This is a genomic window from Herbidospora galbida (genome assembly GCF_005233835.1).
GTDB classification, from domain to species: Bacteria; Actinomycetota; Actinomycetes; order Streptosporangiales; family Streptosporangiaceae; genus Herbidospora; species Herbidospora galbida.
Genome location: NZ_SZQA01000015.1, coordinates 1 through 11845 on the forward strand (window position 1 = coordinate 1; position 11845 = coordinate 11845).

The 11845-nt window shown below is 71.4% G+C and carries 12 protein-coding genes and 1 pseudogene; 7 read left to right on the plus strand and 6 right to left on the minus strand.

Annotated elements, in window-relative coordinates:
- Positions 1–763 (plus strand): annotated as a pseudogene (locus FDA94_RS16835) (IS5 family transposase); the annotation flags it as partial.
- Between the two features lie 19 nt (positions 764–782).
- Here FDA94_RS16835 and FDA94_RS16840 read toward each other — a convergent pair.
- Both FDA94_RS16840 and glgC read right to left on the minus strand, forming a co-directional pair.
- Positions 783–1418 carry a GOLPH3/VPS74 family protein gene (locus FDA94_RS16840; RefSeq protein WP_170990986.1) on the minus strand — a complete coding sequence of 212 codons (636 nt, stop codon included), beginning with the start codon at positions 1416–1418 and terminating at the stop codon, positions 783–785.
- A gap of 147 nt (positions 1419–1565) precedes the next feature.
- Complete coding sequence (gene glgC, locus FDA94_RS16845; protein ID WP_246059974.1) at positions 1566–2783, minus strand: glucose-1-phosphate adenylyltransferase; 1218 nt, start codon at positions 2781–2783, stop codon at positions 1566–1568.
- A gap of 58 nt (positions 2784–2841) precedes the next feature.
- On the opposite strand from glgC, the gene glgA reads away from it, so the two are divergent.
- Positions 2842–4023, plus strand: a complete 1182-nt coding sequence (glgA, locus tag FDA94_RS16850; protein ID WP_137248017.1) for a glycogen synthase — start codon at positions 2842–2844, stop codon at positions 4021–4023.
- Here glgA and FDA94_RS16855 read toward each other — a convergent pair.
- Positions 3993–5894, minus strand: coding sequence for a copper-translocating P-type ATPase (locus FDA94_RS16855; RefSeq protein WP_137248018.1), 1902 nt, complete (start codon positions 5892–5894; stop codon positions 3993–3995). The genes glgA and FDA94_RS16855 overlap by 31 nt on opposite strands.
- A gap of 102 nt (positions 5895–5996) precedes the next feature.
- Here FDA94_RS16855 and FDA94_RS16860 point away from each other — a divergent pair, with 102 nt between their 5' ends.
- From FDA94_RS16860 to FDA94_RS16875, 4 genes are read left to right on the plus strand one after another with little or no spacing between them, the layout of a single operon-like run.
- Positions 5997–6278, plus strand: coding sequence for a metal-sensitive transcriptional regulator (locus tag FDA94_RS16860; RefSeq protein WP_062349662.1), 282 nt, complete (start codon positions 5997–5999; stop codon positions 6276–6278).
- Between the two features lie 23 nt (positions 6279–6301).
- A complete protein-coding gene (locus FDA94_RS16865) occupies positions 6302–6514 on the plus strand; it encodes a heavy-metal-associated domain-containing protein (RefSeq protein WP_137248019.1) in 213 nt (70 codons plus the stop codon).
- A 5-nt stretch (positions 6515–6519) separates the two neighbouring features.
- Positions 6520–7383, plus strand: a complete 864-nt coding sequence (locus FDA94_RS16870; protein ID WP_246059988.1) for a hypothetical protein — start codon at positions 6520–6522, stop codon at positions 7381–7383.
- A gap of 1 nt (position 7384) precedes the next feature.
- Positions 7385–9490 (plus strand): heavy metal translocating P-type ATPase, encoded by a 2106-nt coding sequence (locus FDA94_RS16875; protein WP_137248021.1) that lies wholly within the window; start codon positions 7385–7387, stop codon positions 9488–9490.
- Here the strand turns inward: FDA94_RS16875 and FDA94_RS16880 are convergent.
- Genes FDA94_RS16880 through FDA94_RS16890 form a run of 3 tightly spaced genes read right to left on the minus strand, consistent with a single transcriptional unit; the run spans position 9480 to position 11263 of the window.
- On the minus strand, positions 9480–10487 hold the full coding sequence (locus FDA94_RS16880; RefSeq protein ID WP_137248022.1) for a zinc-dependent alcohol dehydrogenase family protein: 1008 nt from the start codon (positions 10485–10487) through the stop codon (positions 9480–9482). The two genes, FDA94_RS16875 and FDA94_RS16880, sit on opposite strands and share 11 nt — an antisense overlap.
- Positions 10484–10963: a GNAT family N-acetyltransferase gene (locus FDA94_RS16885; RefSeq protein ID WP_137248023.1), complete on the minus strand. Its 480-nt coding sequence runs from the start codon at positions 10961–10963 to the stop codon at positions 10484–10486. Before FDA94_RS16885 ends, FDA94_RS16880 begins: the two co-directional genes overlap by 4 nt.
- A gap of 9 nt (positions 10964–10972) precedes the next feature.
- Complete coding sequence (locus FDA94_RS16890) at positions 10973–11263, minus strand: hypothetical protein (RefSeq protein WP_137248024.1); 291 nt, start codon at positions 11261–11263, stop codon at positions 10973–10975.
- Positions 11264–11344: 81 nt separating this feature from the next.
- Between FDA94_RS16890 and FDA94_RS16895 the strand changes: the two genes are divergently transcribed.
- The gene (locus FDA94_RS16895; protein WP_137248025.1) at positions 11345–11833 is read left to right on the plus strand and encodes a hypothetical protein; all 489 of its coding nucleotides are present in this window, start codon (positions 11345–11347) and stop codon (positions 11831–11833) included.
- The last annotated feature ends 12 nt before the right edge of the window (positions 11834–11845 follow it).

Here is an 11845-nt window from a genome sequence, read left to right on the forward strand (position 1 = left end):
GTGTGGATTCCACGATCGTGCGGGCGCATCAGGAATCATCCGGGCTGGCGGTGGCCGGGGAGACCCTGGACGCGCTGGAACAGGCCCTGACCGAGGAAAAGGGGGCTCCGCTGGAGGAACAGCCGCCGGTGCTGCGGGTCATGGGCCGCGGGTCACACCCGGCGGAGAAGGAGATCAGGCGGGTGGCGGGGCTGCGCCGGGCGATGCGGACTCAGGCCAGGATCGTGCGATCACACGGCGGCGCCGCAAAGCCCGCGCGGCCAGGGCCCGGCTCGGGCGATCCCGGGGCGGGCTGAGCAGCAAGATCCACGCCGTGGTCGATGCCGCCGGGCTGCCCCTGGCGTTCGTGCTGACCCCGGGGCAGGCGGGCGACTGCCCGCGCTTCCCGGCCGTCCTGGACAAGATTCGTTTCCCCGGTCCGGCCGGTCGGCCGCGGACCCGTCCTGGTGCGGTGGCCGCGGACAAGGCCTACTCCTCCAAGGCCAACCGTGCTTACCTGCGCCGACGCCGGATCATCGCGGTCATTCCGGAGAAGAGCGACCAGCAGGCCAACCGGAAGCGGAAGGGCTCGGCCGGCGGGCGGCCGGTCGGTTTCGACCCGAAGCTCTACCGGCGGCGCAACACCGTGGAGCGCTGCTTCCAGAAGATCAAGACCTGGCGCGGGTTAGCCACCCGCTACGACAAAACCCCGGAAAGCTACGAGGCCGGACTCCACCTGCGAGGCTCGATCATGTGGCTGAAACTCCTCACCTCAACCACATGATCCGAACCTCGAACAGCTCCTAGGAGGCAGCCCCTCCACTCGCGACCTTGGCGATGTGCTCGGCGATGGCGGACTTGAACGCCGCCGCCACGGTGACCCCGATCGGGTCCCGTGCCGCGATCTCCGCCGCCCGCTTGCGGTCGGTGCCGGGGAACGCCCTCTGGATCACCTTGCCCGCGTGCCCCAGTGAGATCAGCGCCACCGTACGCGCGTCAGGCTCCGCACCGCCCAGCACGTCACGCACCCGTTCGCGGACCGACGTGCGCAGGGCGGGATCGACCTCGGGGAACACGTCGTACCTGATCAGTTTGAGCAGGCTGCGTCTCTCGTGGGTGATCGCGCCCCGGTCGGCGAGTCTCCGCAGCAGCCGCGCCCGCCTGTCGGGCGTGTACATCGCGGTCCAGAAGTCGCCGAACGCCGGCGCCCGCTCGAAGGCCGCCAGCCGTCCGAGCGTCCGGTCGAGCTCATCCTCCCCCACCGGCGTGGGGTCGGTCACCTCCAGGCGGCCGTCCCGGAACGCGAGCCGTCCCCGGACGGCCAGCTCGGCGAGCACGGCCGCGCTGAGCAGGTAGTCCAGGCTTTCCAGCTCGACGAGAGGCGAGCCGTTGGACTTGTAGGCGAGCAGGAGGAGCTCTTCCGCTAACAGCAGGTCCATGGCCCAAGTCTGACGGCCGGCCGTTCGCGCGTGGCGCTTCGCGATCTTCTTCGAGCTCACCATGTTCACCTGGGCCGTGTTCGGGGGCAGCCTTCGGCGTCGCCCAGCACCGGGCGACGCCGCCGCCTTCACCCTCGTCTCACTGCGTCAACGGTCGATGATCTCGTTCTTGCCGATCACCACGACCCCGTCCTTGGTCACCGCGAACCGCTCGCGGTCCTCTTCGAGGTCGAAGCCGATGCGGGCGCCGTCGGGGATGACGACGTTCTTGTCGACGATGGCCCGGCGTACGATCGCGCCCCGGCCGACCTTGACGTTGCCCATCAGCACCGAGTCCTCGACCTGGGCGTGGCTGTGCAGGATCACGCCGGGGGAGAGCACGGAGCGCAGTGCGAGGCCGCCCGAGATGATCACACCGGCCGAGACCAGCGAGTCGACCGCACGGCCGACCCGGTCGCCGTCGTTGTGCACGAACTTGGCCGGGGGCAGGGGGTCGTGGCCGGTGTAGATCGGCCACCGGTCGTTGTAGAGGTTGAAGACCGGGTGGGCCGAGATCAGGTCCATGTGGGCGTCGTAGTAGGCGTCGAGCGTCCCGACGTCGCGCCAGTAGCCCCGGTCGCGCTCGGTGGAGCCGGGCACGACGTTGTCCTTGAAGTCGTACACCTCGGCGCTGCCGGCCTTGACCATCATCGGGATGATGTTGCCGCCCAGGTCGTGCTTGCTGCCCGGGTCGAGGGCGTCCTCGCGGAGGGCCTCGATCATGGCCTGGGTGCGGAAGACGTAGTTGCCCATCGAGGCGTAGATCTCGCCGGGCGAGTCGGGCAGGCCGACGGCGTCCTTCGGCTTCTCGCGGAAGGCGGTGATGCGGCGGCCGGTCGGGTCGGTCTCGATCACGCCGAACTGGTCGGACAGCCCCAGCGGCTGCCGGATCGCCGCGACGGTCACGTCGGCGCCCGAGTCGATGTGCTGCTCGACCATCTGGCGCGGGTCCATCCGGTAGATGTGGTCGGCGCCGAAGACGATCACGTGGTCAGGGAGCTCGTCGTAGACCAGGTTCAGGTTCTGGAAGAGGGCGTCGGCCGACCCCGCGAACCAGCGCGGCCCGAGCCGCTGCTGGGCGGGCACCGGCGTCACGTAGTTGCCGAGCATCGCCGACAGCCGCCAGGTGCGCGAGATGTGCCGGTCCAGACTGTGGTTCTTGTACTGGGTCAAGACCACGATCTGGAGATAGTGCCCGTTGGCCAGGTTCGACAGGACGAAGTCGATCAGCCGGTAGATGCCGCCGAACGGCACCGCCGGTTTGGCCCGGTCCGCGGTCAGCGGCATCAGCCGCTTCCCCTCACCACCGGCGAGCACAATTGCCATGACCCTCATGACGCAGACCTTAACCCGTCAAAACGGTCGCAAACACTAGGCTGCGCATATGCGTGTCGATCTTTTGAGCCGTGAGTTCCCGCCCGACGTTTACGGCGGCGCGGGTGTGCACATCGAATACCTCTCGCGGGAGCTGCGACGGCTCCTCGACGCGCGGGTCCGCTGCTTCGGCGCGCCCCGCGAGGGCGCCGACGCCTACTCGACCCCACCCGGCCTGACCTCGGCGAACGCCGCGCTCCAGGTGCTCGGGACCGACCTGGAGATGGCGGCGGGCTGCGCCGGGGCCGACCTCGTGCACTCCCACACCTGGTACGCCAACTTTGCGGGCCACGTGGCCAAGATGCTCTACGGCATCCCGCACGTCGCCACCACCCACAGCCTCGAACCGCACCGCCCCTGGAAGGCCGAGCAGCTCGGCGGCGGCTACGTGCTGTCGTCGTGGGCCGAGCGCACCGCCCTGGCCGCCGCCGACGCGATCATCGCGGTGTCCGGCGGCATGCGCCGCGACGTCCTGGCCGTCTATCCGGAGATCGACCCGGACAAGGTCACGGTGATCCACAACGGCATCGACACCGACGAGTACGCGCCCGCCACGGGCAACGCCGCCCTGCTGAGGCACGGCATCGACCCGACCAGGCCCTATGTGGTCTTCGTCGGCCGGATCACCCGCCAGAAGGGCCTGACCCACCTGCTGCGGGCCGCCCGTGACTTCGACCCGGCCGCCCAGCTCGTGCTCTGCGCCGGCGCGCCCGACACGCCCGAGATCGCCGCCGAGGTCACCGCCCTGGTCGAGGAGCTCCAGGCCACCCGCGAGGGCGTCATCTGGATCACCGAGATGCGCCCGCGCCCGGAGATCATCGAGATCCTCACCCACGCGACCGTCTTCGTCTGCCCGTCGGTCTACGAGCCCATGGGCATCGTGAACCTGGAGGCGATGGCCTGCCAGACGGCCGTCGTGGCCACCGCGACCGGCGGCATCCCCGAGGTGGTCGCCCACGACGAGACCGGCCTGCTGGTGCCCATCGAGGCGGGCGAGCACGGCGAGCCGCGCGACCCGGAGGTCTTCGCGCACGCCATCGCCGCCGACGTCAACCGGCTGCTCGCCGACCCCGGGCTCGCCGCCCGGATGGGCCACGCGGGCCGCGCCCGCGCGGTGGCGGAGTTCTCCTGGCCGGCCATCGCCGAACGCACCCGCGACCTCTACGAGAGCCTCACCCGCCGCAGCAGCTGAGCGTTGGCGGCGACCACGACCGTGGAGGCCGACATCAGGATCGCGCCGACCGACATCGGCAGCACGAACCCCCACGGCGCCAGCGCACCGGCCGCCAGGGGGACCGAAATGAGGTTGTAACCGGCCGCCCACCAGAGGTTCTGCTTCATCTTCCGGTAGGTGGCCCGCGACAGGTCCATGACCGAGGGCACGGCCCTGGGGTCGTCTCCGGCGAGGATGACCCCGGCCGAGGCGATGGCGACGTCGGTGCCCGCCCCGATGGCGATCCCGACGTCCGCCCGCGCCAGCGCGGGCGCGTCGTTCACCCCGTCGCCGACCATCGCGACGCGCCGTCCTTCGTCTTGCAGTTCCTTTACGGCTCCCGCCTTGTCCTCGGGCCGAACCCCGGCGTAGTAGCGCGCTATCCCGACCTCGTGCGCGACCGAGGCGGCCACCGCCTCGGCGTCGCCGGTGATCATCACCACCTCGACGCCCCGGGCCTCCAGGGCGCGGACGGCCTCCCGCGACTCCGGCCGGATCTCGTCGGCCAGCGTCAGCGCCCCGAGGACCGCGCCGTCGACCAGGACGTGGAGGACGGTCGCCCCCGCCGCCTCCCGCACAGGCTCGGCGCCCACTTCGTCGAGGAGCCGGGGCCCGCCGACCCGTACCAGCCGTGACCCGACCCGGGCCGACACCCCGAGGGCGGGGGAGGAGACGAACTCCGACGCGGGCTCGACGTCGAGCCCGCGCTCCTTGGCCGCCGCCACGATCGCCTTCGCGAGCGGATGCTCGGAGTCGGCCTCGGCCGCCGCCGCCAGGCCCAGCACCTCGTCGGAGGTGACCCAGGTGACAGCCGGTTCGCCCTTGGTCAGGGTGCCGGTCTTGTCGAACAGCACGGTGTCGACGGTCCGCATGCTCTCGAGCGCCAGCCGGTCTTTGACCAGCACCCCGGCGCGGGCGGCCCGCTCGGTCGCGATCGACACCACGAGGGGGATGGCCAGCCCGAGGGCGTGCGGGCAGGCGATCACCAGGACCGTGATGGTCCTGGTGATCGCCTCGTCAGGCTGCCCGAGCAGCGTCCAGACGACCGCCGTGACCAGCCCCGCGCCGAGCGCGAACCAGAACAGCAGCGCCGCCGCCCGGTCGGCGATCCGCTGGGCCCGGGAGGTGGAGTTCTGGGCGGCCTCGACCAGCCGCCGGATGCCCGCCAGCGCGGTGTCGTCGCCGACGGCCCGCACCTCGACCCGCAGGGCGGAGTCGGTCGCGACGGTCCCGGCGACCACCCGGTCGCCCTCCGACCGGCGGACGGTGGCCGACTCGCCGGTGATCATGGATTCGTCCATGCCGGCCGACCCCGAGACGACCACGCCGTCGGCCGGGATCCGGCCGCCCGGCCGGACCAGCACCAGGTCGCCCACCCGCAGCTCCGACGGCGGCACCCGGGTGCCGTCGGCGCGTTCGGCCTCGTCGGGCAGCAGGGCGGCCAGCGAGTCGAGGGCCGAGGTGGTGCGGGCCAGTGAGCGCATCTCGATCCAGTGGCCCAGCAGCATGATCACGATCAGCAGGGCCAGTTCCCACCAGAAGTCGAGCCCGTGGTCGAGCAGCCCCAGGCTCGCGCCCATCGACGCCACGAAGGCGACCGTGATGGCCAGGCCGATCAGCAGCATCATCCCGGGCGCGCGGGACCGCAGTTCGCTGACGGCGCCGGTCAGGAACGGGCGGCCGCCCCAGACGTACATGACCGTGCCGAGCACCGGCGACAGCCAGGGCGGGCCGGGCGCGTCGTAGCCGACGACCATGGCGAACATGCCGGAGCTGAGAACCGTCGGGACGGCGAGCGCCAGCATCCACCAGAACAGGCGCCGGTACTGCGCAACATGGTGATCGTGCATTCGGGTACCTCCTCGACGAAACCCCCGGGGGGTATGTTAGATTCTATACCACTACCCCCTAGGGGTACTATTGAGCAAGGACGAAGGCCCGGGGAGGTCGCGATGCACGGATACTCCGATCACAAGCAAGACCATCTGAAGCGGCTCCGCCGGATCGAGGGGCAGGTCAGGGGCCTGCAGCGGATGGTCGAAGAAGACAAGTACTGCATCGACGTGCTGACCCAGGTGTCGGCCGCCAACCGCGCGCTGCAGTCGTTCGCCCTCGCCCTCCTCGAAGAGCACCTGGCCCACTGCGTCGCCGAGGCCACCGCCAAGGGCGGCCCCGAGGCCGACGCGAAGATCAAGGAAGCCTCCGACGCCATCGCCCGGCTCGTCCGTTCCTAAGCACACCTGAAAGAGGATTCGTCATGACCGTCACCGCCTACTCCGTCACCGGCATGACCTGCGGCCACTGCGCGAGCTCCGTCTCCGAGGAGGTCGGCGCCATCGCGGGGGTGAGCGACGTCAAGGTCGACGTGCCGACCGGCCGGGTGACCGTGACCAGTGAGAACCCGGTCGACGAGGCCGCCGTCAAGGCCGCCGTCGAGGAGGCCGGTTACACCTTGGTGGGCCCGGCGTGAACGCCATGACCAGGCTGGGCGTCTTCGCCGCCGGCCTCGCCGTCGTGTTCGGCGGGGCCTACGCGGTAGGCGTCACCCAGAACGACGACCCGCCGCGCCGCTACGCCGACTACACGTCCGAGGCCGACCAGGAGGCCCCCGCCCACGGTGGTCACGCCCACGAGGAGGAGGAGACCGGGGAGCCCGCCGCGAGCGTGCCGGGCGGCCTGCAGATCTCCCAGGACGGCTACCGCCTGCGCCCGGCGACCACCACCCTGAAGCCCGGCGAGCGGGAGGATTTCTCCTTCCACGTCGTCGGCCCCGACGGGAAGCCGGTCACCGCCTACCAGGTCGCCCACGAGAAGAAGCTGCACCTGATCGTGGCCCCCCGCGACCTGGGCGGGTTCCAGCACCTCCACCCCGAGCTGGCCCCCGACGGCACCTGGACGATCCCGCTCACCCTCCCGGAACCCGGTGCCTACCGCATGTACGCCGACTTCGCCCCCGAAGGCGGCCCGGCCCTCACCCTCGGCGCCGACCTGACCGCCCCGGGCGACTTCGAGCCCGACCCGTTCCCCAAGACGAACCGGACGTCCACGGTCGACGGCTACACCGTCACCCTCCAGGGCGAGATGAACCCCGGCCAGCCCTCGCCGCTCTCCCTCGCCGTCACCAAAGACGGACAGAAGGTCGACCCGGAGCCCTACCTGGGCGCCCAGGGCCACCTGGTGATGCTGCGCGCGGGCGACCTGGCCTACCTGCACGTCCACCCGATGACCGGGCTGGTCTTCATGGCCCAGGCGCCCCGCGAGGGCGGCTCCTACCGGGTCTTCTTCGACTTCAAGCACGACGGCGTCGTCCGCACCGCGTCGTTCACGCTGGAGGGATGACATGTCCAACCTGATCCAGCTCTCCATCGGCGGCATGACCTGCGCGTCGTGCGCCAACCGGATCGAACGCAAGCTCAACAGGATCGACGGCGTGACCGCCACGGTCAACTACGCCACCGAGAAGGCCAGCGTCGTCTTCGCGCCCGGTGTGTCGGTGCGCACGCTGGTCGAAGAGGTGGAGAAGGCCGGCTACAGCGCGACGCTGCCCGAGGAGACCGAAGAGGCCGCCCAGAGCGACCCGCTGAAGAACCGGCTGATCACCGCCGTCGTGCTCGCGGTCCCCGTGATCGCGATGGCGATGATCCCGGCCCTCCAGTTCACCTACTGGCAGTGGCTCTCGCTCACCCTGGCCGCCCCGGTGGTCGTCTACGCCGGATGGCCCTTCCACAAGGCCGCCTGGACCAACCTCCGCCACGGCGCGGCGACCATGGACACCCTGGTGTCGCTGGGCACGCTGGCCGCCTTCGGCTGGTCGCTGTGGGCGCTGTTCCTCGGCACCGCCGGGGAGCCCGGCATGATCCACCCGTTCTCGTTCGCCATCGAGCGCAGCGACGGCTCCGGCAACATCTACCTGGAGACCGCCGCTGGCGTGACGGCGTTCCTGCTGGCCGGGCGCTACTTCGAGGCCCGCGCCAAGCGCCGCGCCGGAGACGCCCTGCGCAGCCTGATGGAGCTCGGCGCCAAAGACGTCGCGGTGCTGCGCGACGGCGGGGAGACCCGGGTCCCGGCCGAACTGCTCAAGGCGGGCGACCTGTTCGTGGTCCGGCCCGGCGAGAAGATCGCCACCGACGGCGTCGTCCACGAGGGCGCCTCGGCGGTCGACGCCTCGATGCTGACCGGCGAGTCGATGCCGGTCGAGGTGCGGGCCGGTGACGCGGTCACGGGCGCGACCGTCAACGCCGGCGGGCGCCTGGTCGTGCGGGCCACCCGCGTCGGCGCCGACACCACGCTGGCCCAGATGGCCCGCATGGTCGAGGAGGCCCAGACCGGCAAGGCCCGGGTGCAGCGCCTCGCCGACCGGATCTCCGGCGTCTTCGTGCCGGTCGTGATCGCCCTCGCGGTGGCGACGCTCGGCTTCTGGCTCCCGGTCGCGGGACCGGTGGCGGCCTTCACCGCCGCCGTGGCGGTGCTGATCATCGCCTGCCCGTGCGCCCTGGGCCTGGCCACCCCGACCGCGCTGCTGGTCGGCACCGGCCGGGGCGCGCAGCTCGGCATCCTCATCAAGGGCCCCGAGGCCCTCGAATCGACCCGGCGCGTCGACACGGTCGTGCTCGACAAGACGGGCACCGTCACCGAGGGCCGGATGACCCTGGTCGAGGTCCGCACCGAAGAGGGCTTCGACGAGCAGGAGGTCCGCCGCCTGGCCGCCGCCGTCGAGCACGCCTCCGAACACCCCGTCGCCAGGGCCCTGGTCAAGGGCCACACCGACCTCCCGCCGGTCACCGACTTCGTCGCGACGGCCGGAGAGGGCGTACGGGGGGTCGTCGAAGGACGCGAGGTCGCCGTCGGCCGGGCCGAGCAGGGGATCGCGGTCACCGTCGACGGCGTGCGCGCCGCCGTCATGACGGTCAGCGACGTGCTGAAGCCGTCGTCGGCCGCGGCCATCACCCAGCTGCGCGCCCTCGGGCTGCGGCCGGTCCTGCTGACCGGCGACCACGAGGCCGTCGCCCGCGAGATCGCCGGCCAGGTCGGCATCGACGAGGTCATAGCCGGGGTCCTTCCGGCCGGCAAGGTCGAGGCCGTCAAGCGGCTCCAGGCCGAGGGCCGCGTGGTCGCCATGGTGGGCGACGGCGTCAACGACGCCGCCGCGCTGGCCCAGGCCGACCTCGGGCTGGCCATGGGCACCGGCACCGACGCCGCCATCCAGGCCGCCGACCTGACCCTCGTCCGAGGCGACCTGCGGGTGGCCGCCGCCGCGATCCGGCTGTCGCGCCGGACGCTGCGGATCATCAAGGGCAACCTGTTCTGGGCCTTCGCCTACAACGTGGCCGCCCTGCCGCTGGCCGCGCTCGGCCTGCTCAGCCCGATGATCGCCGGAGCCGCGATGGCGCTGTCGTCGGTGTTCGTGGTCACCAACAGCCTGCGGTTGCGCGGCTTCAAGGGCTGATCAGCGTCACCCCGGGCCGGCCGCCCCGGACGAGCGCCTCGGGAGCCTCATCCAGGGAGACGGTCCGGGTGATCAGCAGTTCGGGCGCCAGCGAGCCGCTCTCGATGAGGGCGAGCATCTCGGGATAGGCGTGCGCGGGCATGCCGTGGCTGCCCAGGAGCTCCAGCTCCCAGGCGATGACCCGGCCCATCGGGAGCTCGGTGTCGCCGGGCAGCAGCCCGATCTGCACGTGCCGTCCGCGCCTGCGCAGGCTCGCGATCGAGTTCCGGCAGCTCTCGGCGCTGCCGAAGGCGTCCATCGACAGGTGGACGCCGCCGGTGAGGTCGACCAGCCGGTCGACGCGGCCCGGCGGCAGGGTCTCGCTCGCGCCCGCCGCCGCGGCCAGCGCGAGGGCGTCGGGGTGGACGTCGACCGCGACCACCCGGGCCCCGGCCGCCGCCGCGATCATCACCGCGGACAGCCCCACCCCGCCGCAGCCGTGCACGGCCACCCATTCGCCGGGCCGGACCCGCCCCTGGTGGACGACGGCGCGGAACGCGGTCGCGAACCGGCAGCCGAGCGCGGCGGCGGCCCCGAACGACAGGTCGTCCGGCAGCGCGATCAGGTTCACCGCCGCGTTCCGGACGACGACGTACTCGGCGTAGGACCCCCAGTGGGAGAAGCCCGGCTGGGTCTGCGCCGGGCAGACCTGGTGGTCGCCCGCCCGGCACTCGGCGCACACGCCGCAGGCCAGGATGAAGGGCGCGGTCACCCGGTCGCCCGCCGACCAGCCGGACACCCCCGGTCCGACCTGGGCGATCACGCCCGCGAACTCGTGGCCCGGCACGTGGGGGAAGGTCTGGATGTCGGCGTCGTGGCCCTGCCAGCCGTGCCAGTCGCTCCGGCACAGGCCGGTGGCCTCGACCTTCACGACCACCTCGCCCGGCCCGGCGACCGGGTCGGGCACCTCGCGGACCGACGGCCGCTGCTTGAAGGCGTCGTACACGACCGCCCTCATGACAGCGTCCTCTGGTAGAGGGCGGTGTCGACCCAGCGCCCGAGTTTGAAACCCACGTCCCGCAGCCGCCCGGCCTCCGTGAACCCCTCGGCGACGTGCAGGCCCACCGACGCGGGCTGCGCGTCGGCGATCACCGCGATCATCTGTCTGGCCCCCGCTTCCCTCGACCGGATCATCAGCTCGCGCAGCAACGCCCGCCCGAGCCCCCGTCCGGTGTGCTCGGGGGAAATATAGAGGGAATCCTCCACCGTGTGGCGATAAGCCGGTTTCGGCCGGTACGGCCCCGCGTACCCGAATCCCGCCACGACCCCGCCGACCTCGGCCACCAGGAACGGCAGCCCGGTGCCGGCCTTGGCCGTCCAGGCCTCCGCGTCGAGCCCGGTCTCGTCGAAGGTGATGACGGTGGTGAGCGCGTAGTGCTCGTAGATGGCGGCGACGGAGGGGAGGTCGTCCGGACGGACGGGACGGATCGTCATGCGGTCAGCCTAGGGAAGACGGGCCGCGGTCTCCTTGGTCAGGTCGGCGACCAGCGGCATGAGGTCGGGCCGGTCGCCCAGCAGTTCGTCGAGGCGGGCCCGCCAGGTGCCGGTCTCGGCGACGGTGAACTCGTCGTTCTCGACGAGGCGCAGGCGCGTCTCGGCCAGCTTCAGTTGGTACATCACGCCTAAGTGGCGGCCGACCATGTCACTGACCCACCAGTAGGTCTCGGCCGTCGACGCCTCGACGAGGACACGGGCGGCTTCCCAGGCGACACGCCGGGCGTTCAGGGCCTTCATAACCGGATCGTAAGCGTCGTGCAAGGCGATTCCGAGATGGTGTCACCACAACAGCGGAACACCCCCCGAAGGGAACCAGCCGTGCGCCTCCTTGGTGGCCTCGTCGCAGCTCTCGCCGTCGTCCTCGTCCCCTCCGCCCCCGCCTTCGCCGACAACCCCCCGGTCGCCTCCAAGACCGACCTCGCCCAGCAGGCCCCGGCCAAGAAGTTCGAGCGCTACAGCTCGGGCAAGCGGGCCTACACCAAGGGCTCCCTCACCGGCGTCGTCACCAACCCCGGCGCCGTCATCGAGAACGCCGACGTCAAGGTCAGCGGCAAGATCAGCGACCTGACCAAGGGCTCCGGCTGCGGCTACGCGGTCTTCCGGATCACCTACCAGAAGGGCGGCAACCAGCCCTTCACCCACAAGACCTTCCGCGACTGCACCTACAAGACGCCGGCGTCCTACAGCTTCACGTACAAGAAGGCGACCCTCGTCGAGCTGAAGGTCTGCTCGGAGGCCAAGACCACGAAGGTCTCCGACCAGTGCCTCTACGGCGGCGTGTGGAAGGTCGTTTACGCCACGATATGACCCGTTAATCCT

Excerpts from the sequence above, each read along its gene's own strand:
- FDA94_RS16840 (WP_170990986.1), bottom strand. The coding sequence starts at position 1,418 with ATGGACCTGCTGTTAGCGGAAGAGCTCCTCCTGCTCGCCTACAAGTCC.
- glgC (WP_246059974.1), bottom strand. The coding sequence starts at position 2,783 with ATGGCAATTGTGCTCGCCGGTGGTGAGGGGAAGCGGCTGATGCCGCTG.
- glgA (WP_137248017.1), top strand. The coding sequence starts at position 2,842 with ATGCGTGTCGATCTTTTGAGCCGTGAGTTCCCGCCCGACGTTTACGGC.
- FDA94_RS16855 (WP_137248018.1), bottom strand. The coding sequence starts at position 5,894 with ATGCACGATCACCATGTTGCGCAGTACCGGCGCCTGTTCTGGTGGATG.
- FDA94_RS16860 (WP_062349662.1), top strand. The coding sequence starts at position 5,997 with ATGCACGGATACTCCGATCACAAGCAAGACCATCTGAAGCGGCTCCGC.
- FDA94_RS16865 (WP_137248019.1), top strand. The coding sequence starts at position 6,302 with ATGACCGTCACCGCCTACTCCGTCACCGGCATGACCTGCGGCCACTGC.
- FDA94_RS16870 (WP_246059988.1), top strand. The coding sequence starts at position 6,520 with ATGACCAGGCTGGGCGTCTTCGCCGCCGGCCTCGCCGTCGTGTTCGGC.
- FDA94_RS16875 (WP_137248021.1), top strand. The coding sequence starts at position 7,385 with ATGTCCAACCTGATCCAGCTCTCCATCGGCGGCATGACCTGCGCGTCG.
- FDA94_RS16880 (WP_137248022.1), bottom strand. The coding sequence starts at position 10,487 with ATGAGGGCGGTCGTGTACGACGCCTTCAAGCAGCGGCCGTCGGTCCGC.
- FDA94_RS16885 (WP_137248023.1), bottom strand. The coding sequence starts at position 10,963 with ATGACGATCCGTCCCGTCCGTCCGGACGACCTCCCCTCCGTCGCCGCC.
- FDA94_RS16890 (WP_137248024.1), bottom strand. The coding sequence starts at position 11,263 with ATGAAGGCCCTGAACGCCCGGCGTGTCGCCTGGGAAGCCGCCCGTGTC.